This window comes from Candidatus Bealeia paramacronuclearis, from assembly GCF_035607555.1.
Classification (GTDB): Bacteria; Pseudomonadota; Alphaproteobacteria; order UBA9655; family UBA9655; genus Bealeia; species Bealeia paramacronuclearis.
This window is the reverse complement of sequence record NZ_JAVHWZ010000001.1, coordinates 1-17,256: the sequence shown is the minus strand read 5'-3', so window position 1 is coordinate 17,256 and position 17,256 is coordinate 1. Positions and strand designations below refer to the sequence as shown.

Here is a 17,256-nt window from a genome sequence, read left to right as displayed (position 1 = left end):
TTGGCACTTAGCCTTTCAAGTGCCCAACATATAAAAAATGTATTAAAAAAGTGTTAACAATTTAGGACGCAAGGGACCATTCGTCAACGGAAGTTTGTGCCAAAATTTCAGCTTGTTTTTGACGTAAAAGTTCAGGAGAAACCCAATCTAACCTTGGAATTTCTATCCATAAAATACCGCATTGAATTTGAGCACTTGGGTAAATATCTTGGATTAGTCGCGCATAAATTGCTAATTGGACAACATAATTTTCAGGAAGAGTTTGTAGTGTGGTTGCCGTTTTATAATCAATAATTTGAATATGATCAGGGTTGATAATCAGGCGATCAATTTGTCCTGAAATTTTACAGTCACCTATTTGGCCAAAAAGAGGGACTTCCCCTCGAGAATTTTTGCCAAAAAGATCAGGATAGTTTTCTAAAACTCCTAAAAGTTGTGAGGAAAGTTTTGCGCGATCTTTTTCCGCATAGCCCTCTTGAATAAGTACAGTCTCAATGTGAGAGATTCGATTTTCGGGGGATAATTCAGGCAATCGCTCGAGAAGAGAATGGACCAAAATTCCTTTTTGAATGGCTTTTGAGGAGGTAATTTCTGAGGATTTCACGAGGGATGGCCTCAGAGTTTTAGACCCCTTTTCTTGTGTTTCATAATTTTCAAATAGCCAATTGGGAATTTGTGGTTTGGGAAGATGGAAAACGGTTTCTCCTCTTTTTTCGCTAAGCGTTCCTGAAATAACGCTTCTGTCACCTTTCCAATGTGCATCCCCTTCAAAAGGAAACATCTCGGACAACGGCGCTACGCCCTTTTGAATGAGATTATACCAGCAAGTTTCTGGAGTCGTGCGCCCCGTCTCCCAACCCGCCACATAAAGTTCATCTTGAGCACGAGTCATGGCAACATACAAAAGACGCCGGTATTCTTGAGACTGTTTTTCTTGAATGTGAGCTTTTACATTTGCGGCTGTTGAACAAATCTCGGTTTGAGGGGAGAGCCAGAGAGGAAGACCACAGCTCTCTTCAAAGGAAAAGGGCGGATAATCGGAGGGCATTTGCGTGGTATCGGGCAAAATGACGATGGGAGCTTGGAGGCCTTTTGAGCCATGAACAGTCATTACGCGGACTTCATTCTGTTCCTCAAGGTCTCGTTTGATTTCAAGTTCTCCAGCCTGAAGCCAATTTAAAAATCCTTGAAATGTGGGAATTTGATCTTTTTCATGGCGCAAAGATAAGGCCAGGATTTCCTCAAAGGCATCTTGAGATTCGAGCCCAATGCGCGCTACGAATTTTTTCCTCATTTTGTAAGGGCCAAAAAGCCATATCAAAAATGTATAAGGCGTTCGCTTTTGAGATTGTGCCCGAATGAAAGAGAGAGTCTGAAAGAGAGACTCAAATTTTGGTATTTGCAAACGCTCCCACAAGGATGCCTTGCCGCGATTCCATGCCAGTTCGAATAAATCCTCGTCATTCATTCCCACGAAGGGGGAGCGCAAAACAGTTGCAAGTGCCAAATCATTTTCAGGCAAAAGCATAAATTCCAAAAGAGCGATGACATCTTGCGTCACAATATGTTCATGCAGTTTTAGGCGATCGATTCCCGCAACGGGCACACTTTCTTTCTTGAGAAAGTGTATCATGTCCTCAACAAAAGCACCGCGTTTGCGAACTAAAATGAGAATGTCACCAGGGCGTATGGCTCGATTTTGCCCTTCCATCCAACGATTGTTTTGTAGCCAGTTTTTAATGGTTCGAGCAAGTTTTTGCGCCAATTTCGTACGGGGTAAAAGTGACTTTTCGCGATCTTCGCCAATATCCCACGGTTCAAATTCGCTTTTTTCTCCCTGAGGTGCAAGCGGCCAAATTTCCACATGTCCTGGGATATGAGAGCGGAATGCCTCATGGCGAATTTCTTCTAAAGCCTCTGTTGGTAAGAGAGGCATATTTTGAAATACGGCATCAACAGCCTCCAAAATGGCGGGCGCTGACCGGAAAGAAATTCCAAGCCCCACCTTGGTCCAGTTCCTCTCTTTTTCAAGTGCGCGCGCTTTGAAAAAGGATTTCATCCTGGAAAACGTCTCAGGATCGGCGCCCTGAAAACTATAAATCGATTGCTTTTCATCGCCCACCACAAAAAGGGTTTTGTTGAGGGAGGAGGAAAAAAATTCTTCTGTCAGGGCTTTGATGACCTCCCACTGAGAGGGGCTTGTGTCTTGAGCTTCATCAATCATGATGTGATCCACACCACCATCAAATTTATAAAGGACCCAAGGAGCGCTGCCCGGGGCTTCGAGAAGGGCAAGAGTTTCTAAAATGAGATCACCATAATCAAGAACACATTTCTTTTTCTTGGCCCTTTGGTAAGCCTCAAGCAGTCCTTGGGCATAAATGGCAAGGGCTTTGGAGCGTCTATAAGTTTGGAAAACCTTTTGGCTTTCTTGAAATCCTAAAACACGTCGTGCTTCATCTTCTAAAAACTGGGCTGCATCGGGATGTGCAATTGAAAATGCCTTTGTGTAAAGGCGGGCACGAATTTCGCCTTTTTGGGTTAGAAACCCACTTTGATAGAGATCGAAATCTTTTGATTCAAACCCTTGTAAAATGTGGCCTGCCAGTTTGGTTTCGGTGGCACTCCCCTGACTTAAATGATGCGTTATTTCCCGGATTTTACAGTCTTCGCACCTTGCCCAAAAAGAAGAAACATAAAACTGAGATTCATTTTGAATGCCTAGTAAAGTTTGAAAAGACTCTTCTTGAGACAGAACATCGGGAAATTTTTGGAAGAATTTTTCCCACAATCCGCGTTCCGAAAGAATATCTTCGGACAAATTGAGAAAGGAAACTTCTGAAATTTCTTCTAGCAAAAACGCAAGGGCGTTTTTGAAATCACTATGAGGAGGATTCTCAAACAAATGACGTTGAGCTTCTTTCAACAAAAGCGTCGACTCCATTTCATCAATGACTTGAAAATGAGGAGGAAGTTCTGATTCCAAAGGAAAACGTTTCAAAAGAGATTGACAAAATCCATGAAGGGTTTGAATTTTAAGTCCTCCCGGACTTTCAAGAACAACATCAAAAAGGGTGCGTGCACGGATGAGATGATCGGGCAAAATAGTGCCATCGCGAAGGGCCTCTATATCGCATTTGAGTTTTTCTTCGCCGGCAACTGCCCACTCACCAACGCGCGCTTGCAAACGATTGGCCATTTCGGCCGCAGCCGCATTCGTAAACGTCAGGCACAAAATGCGTTGAGGGGGCACCCCATCCAAAAGCAAATTCAAAATACGATCGCACAAAACCTTCGTTTTGCCTGATCCTGCGGAAGCAGAAACCCACACATTGGCCTCAGGATGGGAAGCTTGGCGTTGGGATTCTTGGGCTTTGAGTGCGAGTCGATTCATCCACGCCTCCATTCTTTGGCGCGAGAAACGCCTTCGTAGTCGTTATATTGCAATGCTTTTTCAGGTAAAGGTTCTGCGGCATAGCCCTGATTGGGATCTTCATAAAACTCAAGCAAATTGAAAAATCCATCAAAAGCTTGGATGGCCAAAAGTGGTGCATCTTCCTTAATATGTTTAATCTCGCCTCCAGCCCCTGTGTTTTTGAGCCACCAAAACGCCAAAGATAAAGGTTCCCGCACACCCAAAGTTTCAAACCCCCCTTCTTGAAGAATGGCGGCCTCAAGAGGAAGTTGGGGCGCAAATCCTAATTCTACATCTTGTGATGTGGGGGGAACTCCCGTTTTGTAATCAATCACAGCCACCCGTCCTTCAGGATAAAGATCCAAACGATCAGCTTTGGCTTTTAAGGTATAACTCCGCAAAGGCGTTTTAAAGGTAATAGAACCTTCGGCTTCCACATGCGTCCTGAGCTCGGGATAGTGTGTGCGCAACTCCCGTTCTGTTTTTAAAAACCAGACGCCAAATCGTAAAAAACGATTCCACCAAAAAAGGCGTGTTGTCGAATCGAGAGAGATTTTATCGAATTCCCCTTTTGCTAAATTTTGAATGTGATCCCACGCCCCCATATCCAAAAGATCGAGGGACGACGTAAAAATAGTCTCTAAAATTTTGTGAAATAAATTTCCCCGATCTGCAGCTCTTGGAGGATAATTAATGGGATCAAATGGCCTTAATTTCAAAATATGTCTGGCATAATAGGCATAAGGATCTCTCCTCAACATCTCTACATGAGTCACATAAAATTGGGTGGGACGGGCTGCCAAAGGTGGTGTTGGCGCCCCTGCTTCAAGTGGAATTGCAGTGTGTGAAGAGTCCAATTCCTGGGCCAACGTTTTATAAAACTCATCCCGTGGCATCCTTAATTCTTCGCCTTTCAAAGTAACTTCAAGGCGATTTAAAAACCGAGAGGGAACAGTGGGGGTTCCCCCTTTTCTGAGACTGCGTGTCAGTATGACTTGAGGGGAGGAAAAAGCACTTCCAAAATCATGGGCAGAAAGGCCAATTCGCCTTTCAGGCGAGGGAAATTCCATGGAGGCACGCATGGGACGGCTGAGCCAGGGATCTTCATGAATTTCGGGGGGCCAACTGCCCTCATTTAATCCTGCTAAAATCATAAGTTCACATTTAGTAAAACGCGCCTCAAGGACACCCAAAATTTGAATGCGAGCAGGCCCTTCTCCTTTTTCCTGATGACTTTGCCGCCCCATCAATTCATCCAAAATTTCAAAATAATCTTTCATAGAAAGATTTGAAAATCCAGAAGACGCCGCCTCTAACTGATTTAAAAAGAAGGAGAGCCTTTGGAAATCTGTGGACTCTTCAAATTCGGGCGCGATTTTTTCAAGTACGGATTTTAATTTCTGTGTCCATCTCTGAAGGGGGTGTATTTCCTTTTGGGAATTGAGAAGCGGCGAAAGGATTTCAGTGAGGGCCCTCGGGAAGATCTCCCCCTTGTCATCCTGAACTTGTAGCAACATCTCCCACGTCCAATCACGTTGAATCGTTCGGAAAACATTTTTCTCAAGCGCTGTGATATCCCCTTCACATCGGACATGAGGATGTTTTAAAAATCCCAAAAGATCGATAGGATCAAAATGATCATTTGAAATAGCACCGATGAGATTGACGAGAATTCCCTCAGGCTCCGTCCGGAGCATTTTTGAAAGAGGAAGCTCAATGCCCCAGCGTTCTAATTCCGCACGAATGCGGAGTTCAAGCTCTTGATCTGCAGTAATCACAACGGCGGCTTTTTCCGGGTCTTCCAAAACTTCCCGCAAAATAACCGCAATGGTGAGCGCCTCCTCTGAAAGCGTTTTGCATTCCACAAGATTGAGATTTTGAAGGGCATTTAAATTGTCATTCTGGAAAGAAGACGCGTTATTCTTTGGATTCACCATTTTGCGAAAAAGGGTGGCACGGGCTTCCGTTAGAGGATCCAAAGCTTCCAGCCATGGCCAAAGCAAAATCTCTTGATCCAATTCTTGGGTTAATCGTCTTAGGGATACTTGCGGATGGGTATTTTCCACTTGAACCTCAGGATCGAGTTCATTGTCATAAGCGGGAAGAACTACTCGACCTTTTTCAAAAGACAAAATGGATTTAAGAAGAAGACGTGTTGCGGGCATGGTTCCTGTAGAACCTGCTGCAATAATGGGAAATGCTGGCGGATTTGACGCCCAAAAACGCACCAAATGATCGGTGGATTCCCAGTGGTGGGCATAAGGTTCGATATAGTGATTTTCTCGCAAAATCTGGGGCCAGGACTCAAATAGAATTTTGAGGAAATCAAGGGTGATTTGCCAATGACTTGCGTAAGTTTCGGGCACAATATCGTGTAAGCGCTCCAAAGGGACGCGCTCAATTTGGGATTGATCAATGAGGCTGATGAGATCTTGCGTCAGCTTTAAAGAGAGCGATTTAGGAAGGACCCCTTTTAAAGATTCTTTTTGAAAACGTTCTACCAATTGGAGCAAAAGTCCTTGACGCATGAGAGGAGGGATGACACGCAGATCCCCAGGTGAAGGAAGGTCGGGGTAGAGTAGCGGGTTGGGCTCGCTCCCCACTTCTCCCAAAGGCGAAATCCGAGGCAGAAGAAGCGCCTTTCCGCTTTGAATTTCATAAAAGCAATTTTTGATTTCTTGGCAAGCCCGCCGTGTTGGTAATAAAATTTGAACTTGGGAAAGTGCCAAAGGATCACAAGAAAATTCCTCTAAAACACCACGAGCCAACGTTTTTAAAAAATGATGACCTAAAGGTATATTGTAAAGTTTACCCATGGGCTCTTTGCCTTTGAAGATCCTCCTCGAGTTGCCGAATAATGGGCTCATAGGAGTCAAGAGCTTCTGGTGTCCCGATGTGAAACCAAGGACCTTCAAAAGGGGCTCCATAAAGTTGGCCTTTTTCCATCAGCTGATTCCAAATTTTATTAAAAGAGAAAGGTGCGATTGCATAACCTTCAAAAGCTGATTTGGAAATAATCTGAACGCCGCCATAAATGTAAGGGGCATCTTCTCCCACTTGAGGGCGTCGCAATCGACCTGCCTCATCTAAGAAAAAATCACCCCGACCTTCGTATCCATAAGCTTCATTTTTAGGCACAAGCATTAAAAGGGACTTCATCTCAGTTGTCCAAGCTAATGACATCTTTTGCAGGTAGGAGGATGTTGCATCGATCCAAACGACATCGCCATTTAATACAAAAATCGGATCGGACTCGAGCAATGGAAGGGCTTTAAGAACGCCTCCTGCGGTGTCCAAAAGTTCAACTTCATGGGAGATTTTGGCAAACCCTTGAGCGGCGGATTCAATTTGAGATCCTAGGTAATGGGCATTAACGACGCAATTGAAAATGTGGGCATTTTGAACATGCTTGTAAGCACGCGCGAGCATTGTTTTCCCAGCCACCTCAATGAGAGGCTTGGGACACGTGCTTGTTAAAGGGCGCATGCGCTCACCCTTTCCTGCGGCTAAAATCATGGCGGAAGAGGGTGTCATAAGGGTCTCACTCTCAAATGCGTAGGAAGATTCTCCTCAAACCAATTCTTCATTGTAGTTAATGCCGGATGGTTGAGATCGTTTTCTAAAAGTCTCCAAACGCGAGGAATAAAATCGATGTATCTGGTTTTTCCATCCCGTTTGGCAAGACGCATAAAAATTCCGATAATTTTGGAATTCCGTTGGGCACCCCATAAATAATAGCTGTGATAAAAATCATCCACATTGAAGTAAGGATAGGCGGTGAGATAAATTTCCAACATCTTTTGGACAATGTGGGGATCCACATCCCTTCGGACTTCTTCTAAAAGGGAAACCAAATCATAGGTGATGGGCCCCCACAAGGCGTCTTGAAAATCAAGAATCCCCAGCTTTTGAATGTCAATTTCTTCAGGGATCCACATCAAATTGTCGACCATATAATCTCTCAACACAAGCGTCTGAGGCAGGTGCGGTTGGGCGTCATATAAATTCTTCCAAAGACTTTTGTAAGAGTTTCGCGCTTCCTCAGGCACGGGTTTTTTCAAAACTTCTGGCGCATACCAATCAATCAGAAGTGATGCTTCTTCATAAAACTTATCAAAATTATAGGAAGGAATTTCATGAGAATTATCTTGAAATTTATTGTGAATTTCAATGAGACCTTTTATGCCCAATTGATAAAGATCTTTTTCTGAAATACCCTCTTGAAGGGCTCGGTTGAAAGTCAGATCGCCTAAATCTTCAAGAAGATAAAATCCATTTTGAAAATCCTCAGCATAAATTTGAGGGGCACGGAATCCCTCAGCCTTTAAAATTTTTGCAATTTTGAGAAAGCTATCATTTTTGGATTTCTCGTCTTCTGAAATCATGAGGATCCGGGATTCCGCCTCGGAAGAAACCCGATAATATGTCCGAGGTGAGGCATCGCCTGCTACAAAGGAAAGTGCCGTGCTACAGCCATTTAATTTTAAAAATGTATTTAAGTTTGAGTCAATGTCTCGATGCGTTTGTGCCATGAGAGAGGGGCCTCAATTTGAAGTCGTCGTTCACCCTCCTTTTCACCATACTCAAAGGTAAGATGCAAGGATTCCTTTGGAATATGGTGTCCCATCTTCTCTGGCCATTCAATCAAGGCGACACCTTCAGAAATTTCCTCAAGTCCCAATTCCCAAATTTCTTCGGGGGATTCCAAACGATAAAGATCAAAATGCCACAACGGAAATCTTAGCGCAGTATAGGTTTGCACTAGTGTAAATGTAGGACTGGGGACATCCTCATTTTCGCTTGTAAGAGCCCGAATAAATGCCCGTGCAAAAGTAGATTTCCCAACGCCCAAATCTCCAAAAAGAAGAATAACTTCGCCCACGTGCGCACATTCGGCAAGCGCTTTTGCCAAGTTTTCCGTTTCATTTTCGGTAGTTAGATTTATGATCATTCGTTTTCTTTCAACTCTCAAGTGAACACTCCACGGGGCAAGCCCCGTGGTATCCCGGTCGGCCTATAGGCCGAGTACAAGCTGCGCTTGCCCCAAGTCTTCTTGCCCTTGATGCTCTATATAGCGCTTGATCGCGTACTCATTTACCCCAACTGTGGATACAAAATAACCATCTGACCAAATACCATCCACGCCCCAATAAGCTTTTCTCATATACTCGAATTTTTTCTTCAACAATTTGCCGCTCATGGACTTTATGGTTCGAACTGCATCGCTAACTCTTATCTTAGGGGGAATAGATAGGTGTAAGTGTAAGTGAATATGATCCTTATCATGATTCATCGTTAGGATGATGACTTCAGGCATCTTCTCCCTTATCTGATTCATCACTTCTGTGAAATACGCAAAACTACCTTCATTCAATATCTTCCGTCGATATTTGCTCACAATCACCAGGTGATACTCACATTGGTAGGCGCAGTGTCCTTACTTCCTTATCTGCATACTTCGCATCATAGCAAGAAGGCTTGGGGGAGCGCTACATCCACGGGGCTAGCCCCGTGGTTTTTTCGCGCGTATAAATGAGGGGCCCGATTCGCAAAACCGTCATGCTGAATTTATTTCAGCATGAGGATGACTTATTGCTTCAAATCTTTTCGTAAATCAATCTACTCCTTTAACTTGAAGGTGCCTTATTGAGGATTTGAAAGTTATCATTAATGCAGTCTATCCTGGAGCTGGCGATTTTTGACCATTTGGCAAAGAATTCGTCAAGGGCTTTCCTAAATTCAGTGGCACTTTTAAAGACACAATTATTGCGTACGCACTCATTCATCACTTTCCATAACCTCTCAATCGGATTCAAATTGAGGCTGTAAGGAGGGAGATAATACAGGACAATTTCATAGTCCTCGGCAGCCTGCTTTGTTTCTTTGCTGATAGTATAAGGGAATTTTTGGGGCCTTCGGATATTTCTTACGTAAAGCCGCAAAATGCTTTTCCATGGCTTTGTTATCAATGGTTTCATGGGCTGCAATGGTAACATTCCTGGTTTCTAAATTGAACGGCATCCGTAAACTCAACCGGCTCATCCTCAAGGAGGGTTTTGAGAAGTGAGATGGTCTTGAACAGTTTCATAGGGAATCCGCAAAGCTTGGGCGATTTGTTTTTGAGTCCAACCTTCTGCATTTAGCAAAACCGCTTTGATGCGATCAGCCACACGGCGATCTCTTTCTTTACTGTGCTGAAATTCTAGATCTTGTTTTTCTTTAATTGTCAGTTCAATTTTCATGCCTTGTTTATACATAAAATTTTATTGAATCGCAACGGTTGTTTCGTTCACTCCTCTGATTAATAAGGCTTCTTCATTGCCGAGCGGTATAGTTCTGAAAATGAAAAAAATTAACTTATTTTAAAGAAATTTGGTGCAGTATATTATGACACGAGTTACGCAGTTTGCAGCAAAAGGGTGGGAATCTAAGCGAAAGACATGAGTTTTGTTATTTCTCTAGAGATATCATGCTTAATAACATCCCACTGCTGCTGATAAAAAGAGAAGCCTCCAGCAAGTCGTCTTTTAAATCTTTGAATCCAAGCCGAAATGGCAAGAAATATATGATTTCTTTGGGCTCGTCCCGTGCGAGACTGACAGCGTTCAAGACCGCATGTTTGCTTTAATTCCCGATGATAAACTTCGATTTTCCAACGCGATTTCATGACCAGTTCAATATGATCACGAGAGGGATTATCCCTATTGGTTCCGATATAATCCGTGCGACCGTTTTTGGCAACAAACCGGAAAACAGTAATCCATCCATATCCGCGTAAGTGAACTTTCAGTCCTTCATCTGGAATGTCCAGCTTTTCAAGAGTTTCTCCACGATTCACTTTCCTGTTTTTCTTCAACCCCATCACCCATGTCCAGCCTATGGATTCAATGGCCTTCAGATTATTCAAGCTCGAGTACCAAGCGTCTGCAACCACGTCATCCGGATTTATCCCTCTGTCTTGAGCCAGCTTTAACATTTCCCTGAAATGGTCATTCTTGCTTTTGCCATCGCTGGCTTTATCATAAATACGATAATCAACAGGAATAGAGTCATGACTCCTCAGGCCATGCCATACCAAATTGACAAGACCTATCCCCGCAATAACATCATGGGCATTCCCAGAATACTGATAATGCACAAGCTCTATCTTCTCGCTCCGATTTTTATCCAAAATTGTATCGTCACATACTAAAAAACAAGGTTCTTTCTTGTTAATAAGAGATTGAGTAAGATTCCACACTCCGCTCGGACGCAATGCACTAGAACTCAACCATCGATTGACGCTGTCATGCGACAATGGAATCGGTGACACCTCCGAAAGTGCCAACCCTGAATAGCGCACACTGCTGGCTTGTAAAAATGAACGATAAAGTGATTTTGTGCATTTGTGTCGAGACATCATTTCTTCTCATTTAATAAATATTCCCTCTCACCTTATCTCTTCTCTCTTCTCCTGCAAACTGCGTAACTCGTGTATGAGAATTAAACTTTATCAAAAATTAAAAAAGAAAGGGACAGGTTGATGAAAAAGGAAACAATGAAAAATATCGCGGCAGTTGCACTTGTATGCGTGATTCAGCTGGGGATGACCTCTGCAGGGAAATGTGATGGGATCAAAATAGTTTACTGTAAAACCCCGGATGGGAAAACAGGGCACTGGGGTATGAATTATGGAGGTACTAACACACAGAGGGACCTTCAGAGAGTTAATGCAAAAATTAATTGCGATTGTGGTGTGTTACGTTGCACAATTGGAAGAAGCAAAGTAACTACCGCAGATGGAAATTACGCATGTGGATACGTCGCCGGAGAGGGAGCCACGCTTGACACCTCTAAAGGGAGTGAGAGTTATCCAGGATTTGACTGTGATTTTCTCCGATAGAGAGAAATTTATTGCATTCAATACATGGTTCGTGGATTCAAGGATGAGATGCAAGGGCATGTATGCTAACCATCTAATATCCAAGATATTTTTCTTGCCATTTTTTGATGACAGCTTTTTCAAAAAAACCTGAAGCGACCCGGATCAAGTCCGGGACTAAAGGTTAAGAGCGGAACACAAATAGAAGAAACTAGCTCTCAAAAAGGAAGGGACATGCCGCCGGGAAGCTTGAGCCCGCCTGTTATTTTTTTCATTTCCTCAGCCCCCAAAGCTTCTGCTTTGGACTTGCCATCATTAACCGCTGCGATAATGAGATCTTCCAACATTTCAATCTCGCTCGGATCCACCAAAGTGGGATCAATTTTAAGCGATTTCAAATCACCCTTACCCGAAAGCACAACCTTCACCATGCCTCCGCCTGCGGATCCTTCAACGGTGAGTTCACCTAATTTGTCTTGAACGTCTGCCATATCTTTTTGCATTTTTTGCGCTTTTTTCATTAAATCGCCAATATTTCCAAACATTTAATTCTCCATTTCTATAACGTCATCAATGTGTGCCCCCGGAAAAAGCTTGAGCGCTTGTGAAACCAAGGGTAATGATTTTGCGTCCTCAATCCGCTTTTGACGGGCAATCGCGCGTAATTCACCTAATGTAAGTTGACCGATCTCGCTGGAAATTTCAATCTTCCAAATAGCACCTGTGGCATGGTTAAGAATTTTTCCAAGCCGTTGCGTAAAATCAGAAGGTGCCTTAGATGTCAGACGTAAAATCAAGTGATGGTCTTGAAGGTCAACTAAATGTACATCATGGACAAGATGCGCTTCCAGCAAAGGCTCGCGGGCAATATGTAAAATCTTACAAATATCTTCAAGGGACGTTGTTGTCTGAATGGGTTTTAGGACTTTTTTTTTGAGCCATCGGGTTCAAGCCCGCCTACATTTTTGATAAGGGATTCCAAAGGCGGCAAGGACGACAAATACGAAATGCGCACCAAAAGCATCTCAAGGGCCTGGATAGGATGGGGGGAGCTCAGAATCTCCTGATAACCCTTTAAAAGAGCTTGCCAAAGGCGTGTCAAAGCGGGCACCGCCAGATTTTGTGACAAACCCCTTAGGCGCTCTTTTTCTTCTGCAAAAGGTACGTTCAAAAGCTCTAAATCAGGTGTGGCTTTTAAAAGTGTTAAATGATGTACAATGTTCATAAAATCTTTGAGAAGAGCCACGGGGTCTGCCCCCTGTCCTATCATTTCGCGTAATTGGGAGATGGCCTTTTGAATCTCACCTTGCGCCAGATTTTCAAAAAGTGCATAGAGCGGTCCAAAATCCATAAGTCCCAGCATTTCTTGCACATCGGATGCTTTGAGATATGCCTGGGTTTCTCCATTGGTTGCACGCGTAATGGCTTGATCGAGTAAGGAAAGACCATCCCGGGCGGAGCCTTCAGCAGCGCGAGCGATTAGAAAAAGGGCCACCTCCTCAAAGGCAATTCCTTCTTTTTGGCAAATAGCTGCAAAATGCGTTTTGAGGGTTTCAATATCAATGCGTCTTAGATCAAATCGCAAACAGCGCGAAAGAATTGTCTGAGGGACTTTGTGAATTTCGGTTGTAGCAAAAATAAATTTCACATGAGAAGGGGGTTCTTCGAGCGTTTTTAAAAGCGCATTGAATGCACTTTTTGAAAGCATGTGAACTTCATCAATAATATAAATTTTATAGCGTGCAGAAATGGCTTTATAACGTGCTGCTTCAATAATTTCCCGGATATCTTCAACGCTGGTGCGGGAGGCTGCATCAATTTCAATTACGTCCATATGGCGATCAGTTGCAATCGCCACACAAGATGGACAAATACCGCAAGGCTCAGGCGTGGGACCGCTTTTTCCATCGGGGCCTGTGCAGTTAAGTGCTCGCGCCATAATCCGTGCCGTTGTGGTTTTTCCCGTTCCTCGAATTCCGGTTAAAATAAAAGCATGACCCAAACGGCCGCTTTCAATACCTTTGCGAAGGACTGTGGCCAGAAGCTCCTGACCTATGAGTTCACTGAGTTTTGTTGGACGGTATTTGCGCGCAAGAACTTGGTAAGGCTGAGCCGCATCCTCTATAGGAAACAATGCTGTTGATTCTTGCGTTTGTGACTGACTCACAGAAAATCATCCTTAAATGTTAGGTGAGGAGCCCGACCACGACCCGCCTTGAACTCGTTACGGCTGCTTTCTTCCGAATCTGACCGGGTTGGCGAGAAAAGCGCCCATAGCGACTCCTCACACTCCTTATAGCAAACTTCACCGGGGGGAAGGCAAGACAATTAATTGGACAACCGGAAAATCTCAAGCCTCGCTCAACAAAATATCATCAACGTCCCCTCTGGGAAGCCGCATGGAAAAGGTTGAGCCTTGATTTGGAATACTTTCAACGGAAGTTGTTCCGTCCAATAGCTCAGTGTAGCGCTTGAACAAAGACAATCCCAATCCAGTGCCTCCATGTTTCCGTGTGGTGGAAGAATCCGCTTGGATAAAGGGATTAAATAGTTTTTCCAATTGTTCGGATGTGATCCCGCATCCTGAGTCCTGAACGGAAAAAAGGATCCAATCGTTGGGTTCAACTTTGACGGTCAAAACAATTTTTCCATTCTCCGTAAATTTTGCAGCGTTGCTGAGAAGATTAAGAAGGTTTTGTCGAATTTTGACAAAATCTGAATGCATGAGTCCCAGATTCTTATCGATTTCTAAAATAAGCTGATTCTGATTCATTTTCATTAAAGCTTCGACCATGCTTGCCACATTAACAACCATATCTTGAAGGGAAAATGTTTCTTTAAAGACTTCGGTCTTTCCTGCTTCTAACTTTGAGAGATCGAGAATATTATTAATGAGGGCCAAAAGATGCTTTCCTGCCGAATTAATTTGATTTAACTCCCTCGATATTGGAAAATTGTCTTCTTCAGCTTGCTCTGAGAGGAATTCACTATACCCAATAATGGCATTTAAGGGTGTCCGTAGTTCGTGGCTCATCATTGCCAAAAATTCAGATTTGGCCTTATTAGCGGCCAAAGCCTCCTCACTCAAATGACTCAATGTTACTTCAACCTTATCCCGATAGCGAATATAGGGCAAAATTACATAGTAAGTGATAATGGGAGTTGAAGTGAGGACGAGAGTAAAAGGATCCACCAGCATCTCAAAAGTGGGGCTGAGTTGCCCTTCGAAAAATGACAAAACATACATAATTAATAATTCGATAATCAGAATTATTGCTGCAATTTTTGTCGCAATAAGTAAAAATTCGTTATTGAGCATTTTTTTAATCATGATAGCAATTCTTACACAAAAATGGTTAAAAATCCATTAAGAAAAGAAAAACACGATCCCTCAAAAATTCCTCAAGTGGCTCGCTCCTCTCGATACCTTCAAGGAAAATTTATACCGTGTTGGACTTCATACTTGAATGTGCCCCCTCATTTTCACAAATAATTCTTTGCGCCTCTTGAGAGGGGGTGGATTTTTTGTCTTTGATTAACGTAAGGGATTTTTGAATTTCAGCATCCCACGCCGTTTGAATTTTTTGCCACAATAGTGCTTTCATTTCCTCCTCAAGCCAATGCTGCGCTTGGGATTGCCTTCGTGTCTGCCACTCCCCAGATGTTTGGGTAACCACTTTATAATCTTCAATATCTTTGAAAAGAGCTTGGAACCCCTTGGATTCTATCGCAGAAATTACCTCAACTTTAGGTGTCCAGGATTGAAGACGTGGGCGACTCATCTCTAGGGCACCACGATAGGCTTGTGCTGTCTGGAGGCATCTTTCCTCAAGACCTGAGTCTGCCTTGTTGATGACAATCAAATCAGCAATCTCCACAATACCTTTTTTGATCCCTTGGAGTTCGTCCCCCAAAGCCGGTCCCAAAAGCAACAGAACCATATCTGAAAGATCATAAACGGCAAGCTCTGATTGGCCCACGCCCACGGTTTCAATCAAAATTATATCAAAACCTGCCGCTTCTGCGATACGAATAACATCTGTTGTGCGTTGCGCAGTGCCGCCTAAAATTCCACCAGAAGGGCTGGGGCGAATAAATGCGTCGGGACTTTGGGAAAGTGTCACCATGCGGGTTTTGTCCGCAAGAATCGATCCTTTAGAAAGGGTAGACGAGGGATCAATAGCCAAAACTGCCACGCGATGCCCTTTTTGGAGGAGATCACGGCCAAAGCTCTCAATAAATGTGGATTTTCCAACCCCCGGCGCACCCGAAATCCCAATACGAAAAGATTTTTCCGTAAGGGGCAAAATCATTGCAAGGAGTGCTTGGGCGTTGTGTTGATGCTCAGGACGCGAGGACTCTACAAGAGTCATGGCTTGTGCAATAGCGCGCCTATCCCCTTTCACGAGATTATCTTTGAGCTCTGAAATAATCATGCACTTAATTTATCACGAACCTAAAATGAGGGGTATAATCTTTTTTGTAGGAGTTCATATAGAATGAGACTCAAGAGGCCTCGAGAATATGAGAGTGAATATAGTGCATAGGAGTGAGGCCTTTCGCGGCGCGATGAGGCCGATAAGAATTATACTTTGAGACAGCTTGAGAGAGCTCAAAGCGCATAGAAGCTATGGAATCAGCCAGGAGGTTGTTTTGGTTGTAAAATTCCTCCCGGAATATGCGATTTCCCCGATCAACACCTCCGTTGCAGGTGGGCTTTTTGGGGGGCAGAACAATCAGCGAAATTCCAAGTTCTTCACAGGCTTCCTCAAATTCCGCCATAAATTCAGATCTTCCCTCAACTTGAATGGATTGAATTTTAAAGGGGGCCTGCTTTACAAACTCAAGCAAGAAGCGTTTGGCGCTTGAGCTCTTGGTAGGGGCATACACACTCGCATAGATAAATTTCGAGCCTCTTTCCCAAGTCTGTAAGCGCTTGAAACAGATACCATTTTTGGTGACTGTCATGTGGTCAATCTGCACCCGCTCACCAAGCGTCATCGTTTTATAATCCTTAAATGTCCAGGGCTTTGCATGGCTTTTAAATTGTCTTTTTCTTTTTGTTCTCAGGGCGGAGGGTGATTTTTGCACAAGCCCCTTGTTTTTGAGGGAGGTCAGGATACGGCCGACGGTGCTTTCACTCAGGATTTGCCCATGGTCTCGCTTGAGAATGATGGCGATTTTCTCTTTGCCATAGGTGGGATTTTCGCGGCACACTCTCACAAGCTGAAGTTCTGCCTCTCCCCAGCGCGGTTTGTTGAGATTTCGTGGCTTTTTTGAAGGGGGAACACTCCCTTTGTTAAGGTCCTTCAGGATCTTCTTGTGGCGATAATAAGTTGCGCGGGACATGTCGCAAATTTCTTGGCACGTGGAATCGCAAACGTTTTCAGCTTTCAACTTTTCCCAGAGCCTTACACCTCCTTCATAGCGTTTGCGATAGACGTCCAAACAGTCTTGTGTAAGCGCGTATGCATAAAGCCTATGCATATTTTTATGTAATCCGTGGATCCTCATCCAGTCCTCCATCAATAGGTTTTTTACATTTCCTATTCTTGAGGCCTGGTTTGGGTGTGGCAATGGAGATGAGCCTCGCTACAGCGCAATTTGGGGGCGCGCTCAGCTCATCTCCATCCCTCCCAATTTTGTCTCACTTCTATCTGAACTCGGGCAACTCCTCTGATTAACAAGGCTTCTTCATTGCCGAGCGGTATAGAAGACAAAGGAAAACACAAGTGGCAAGAGCTCACCGGTTACGGTCGCTGGGCTGGGGCTGAGAACAGTATGCACCCTTACAAATCACTCACCGGAGGAAAACTCAGAGCCAAACATTTTCAAAGCCAAGAAGTCGAAGTTCAGATCGTCGTGCAGATCCTCAATCGCATGGCGTCCCTTGGCATGCCCAAAGCCAGACCCTCAACTTGATCGTTTTTTCACACCTCACCTAAACTCGCCTTTATCTCTGATTTATGCACCACAGCCA

General features: G+C 43.9%; 16 protein-coding genes, 1 other RNA gene and 1 pseudogene. 2 read left to right on the top strand and 16 right to left on the bottom strand.

Annotated elements, in window-relative coordinates; genetic code table 11:
• Positions 1-61: 61 nt before the first annotated feature.
• The 9 genes and pseudogenes from addA to Bealeia2_RS00050 all read right to left on the bottom strand — a co-directional run bounded on the left by addA (position 62) and on the right by Bealeia2_RS00050 (position 10,814).
• Entirely contained in the window at positions 62-3,394 is a 3,333-nt protein-coding gene (gene addA, locus Bealeia2_RS00090; protein ID WP_331255143.1) for a double-strand break repair helicase AddA, read from the bottom strand.
• Positions 3,391-6,231: a PD-(D/E)XK nuclease family protein gene (locus tag Bealeia2_RS00085; RefSeq protein ID WP_331255142.1), complete on the bottom strand. Its 2,841-nt coding sequence runs from the start codon at positions 6,229-6,231 to the stop codon at positions 3,391-3,393. The genes addA and Bealeia2_RS00085 overlap by 4 nt, the downstream gene beginning before the upstream one ends.
• A complete protein-coding gene (locus Bealeia2_RS00080) occupies positions 6,224-6,949 on the bottom strand; it encodes a nucleotidyltransferase family protein (RefSeq protein WP_331255141.1) in 726 nt (241 codons plus the stop codon). Before Bealeia2_RS00080 ends, Bealeia2_RS00085 begins: the two co-directional genes overlap by 8 nt.
• Positions 6,946-7,947, bottom strand: coding sequence for an aminoglycoside phosphotransferase family protein (locus tag Bealeia2_RS00075; protein ID WP_331255140.1), 1,002 nt, complete (start codon positions 7,945-7,947; stop codon positions 6,946-6,948). Before Bealeia2_RS00075 ends, Bealeia2_RS00080 begins: the two co-directional genes overlap by 4 nt.
• On the bottom strand, positions 7,911-8,366 hold the full coding sequence (gene tsaE, locus Bealeia2_RS00070) for a tRNA (adenosine(37)-N6)-threonylcarbamoyltransferase complex ATPase subunit type 1 TsaE (RefSeq protein ID WP_331255139.1): 456 nt from the start codon (positions 8,364-8,366) through the stop codon (positions 7,911-7,913). Before tsaE ends, Bealeia2_RS00075 begins: the two co-directional genes overlap by 37 nt.
• Before the next feature lie 63 nt (positions 8,367-8,429).
• Positions 8,430-8,837, bottom strand: a pseudogene (gene tnpA / locus Bealeia2_RS00065) (IS200/IS605 family transposase); the annotation flags it as partial.
• A gap of 205 nt (positions 8,838-9,042) precedes the next feature.
• Entirely contained in the window at positions 9,043-9,393 is a 351-nt protein-coding gene (locus tag Bealeia2_RS00060; protein ID WP_331255138.1) for a transposase, read from the bottom strand.
• Positions 9,394-9,459: 66 nt separating this feature from the next.
• Positions 9,460-9,672 (bottom strand): helix-turn-helix domain-containing protein, encoded by a 213-nt coding sequence (locus tag Bealeia2_RS00055; RefSeq protein ID WP_331255137.1) that lies wholly within the window; start codon positions 9,670-9,672, stop codon positions 9,460-9,462.
• A 170-nt stretch (positions 9,673-9,842) separates the two neighbouring features.
• Positions 9,843-10,814, bottom strand: a complete 972-nt coding sequence (locus Bealeia2_RS00050; RefSeq protein ID WP_422388038.1) for an IS701 family transposase — start codon at positions 10,812-10,814, stop codon at positions 9,843-9,845.
• Positions 10,815-10,937: 123 nt separating this feature from the next.
• On the opposite strand from Bealeia2_RS00050, the gene Bealeia2_RS00045 reads away from it, so the two are divergent.
• A complete protein-coding gene (locus Bealeia2_RS00045) occupies positions 10,938-11,297 on the top strand; it encodes a hypothetical protein (RefSeq protein ID WP_331255135.1) in 360 nt (119 codons plus the stop codon).
• 197 nt (positions 11,298-11,494) lie between these two features.
• Here Bealeia2_RS00045 and Bealeia2_RS00040 read toward each other — a convergent pair whose 3' ends face one another.
• The 7 genes from Bealeia2_RS00040 to Bealeia2_RS00010 form a co-directional block, all read right to left on the bottom strand.
• A complete protein-coding gene (locus tag Bealeia2_RS00040; protein ID WP_331255134.1) occupies positions 11,495-11,821 on the bottom strand; it encodes a YbaB/EbfC family nucleoid-associated protein in 327 nt (108 codons plus the stop codon).
• Positions 11,822-12,190: a hypothetical protein gene (locus tag Bealeia2_RS00035; RefSeq protein WP_331255949.1), complete on the bottom strand. Its 369-nt coding sequence runs from the start codon at positions 12,188-12,190 to the stop codon at positions 11,822-11,824.
• A 5-nt stretch (positions 12,191-12,195) separates the two neighbouring features.
• A complete protein-coding gene (gene dnaX, locus Bealeia2_RS00030; protein ID WP_331255133.1) occupies positions 12,196-13,443 on the bottom strand; it encodes a DNA polymerase III subunit gamma/tau in 1,248 nt (415 codons plus the stop codon).
• 22 nt (positions 13,444-13,465) lie between these two features.
• Positions 13,466-13,562, bottom strand: an RNA gene (gene ffs / locus Bealeia2_RS00025) — signal recognition particle sRNA small type.
• A 64-nt stretch (positions 13,563-13,626) separates the two neighbouring features.
• Positions 13,627-14,607, bottom strand: a complete 981-nt coding sequence (locus Bealeia2_RS00020; RefSeq protein WP_331255132.1) for a sensor histidine kinase — start codon at positions 14,605-14,607, stop codon at positions 13,627-13,629.
• A 109-nt stretch (positions 14,608-14,716) separates the two neighbouring features.
• A complete protein-coding gene (gene meaB / locus Bealeia2_RS00015; RefSeq protein ID WP_331255131.1) occupies positions 14,717-15,712 on the bottom strand; it encodes a methylmalonyl Co-A mutase-associated GTPase MeaB in 996 nt (331 codons plus the stop codon).
• A 70-nt stretch (positions 15,713-15,782) separates the two neighbouring features.
• Positions 15,783-16,790: an integrase core domain-containing protein gene (locus Bealeia2_RS00010; RefSeq protein WP_462346299.1), complete on the bottom strand. Its 1,008-nt coding sequence runs from the start codon at positions 16,788-16,790 to the stop codon at positions 15,783-15,785.
• Positions 16,791-16,973: 183 nt separating this feature from the next.
• Here Bealeia2_RS00010 and Bealeia2_RS00005 point away from each other — a divergent pair, with 183 nt between their 5' ends.
• Entirely contained in the window at positions 16,974-17,198 is a 225-nt protein-coding gene (locus Bealeia2_RS00005) for a hypothetical protein (RefSeq protein ID WP_331255129.1), read from the top strand.
• Positions 17,199-17,256: the final 58 nt, after the last annotated feature.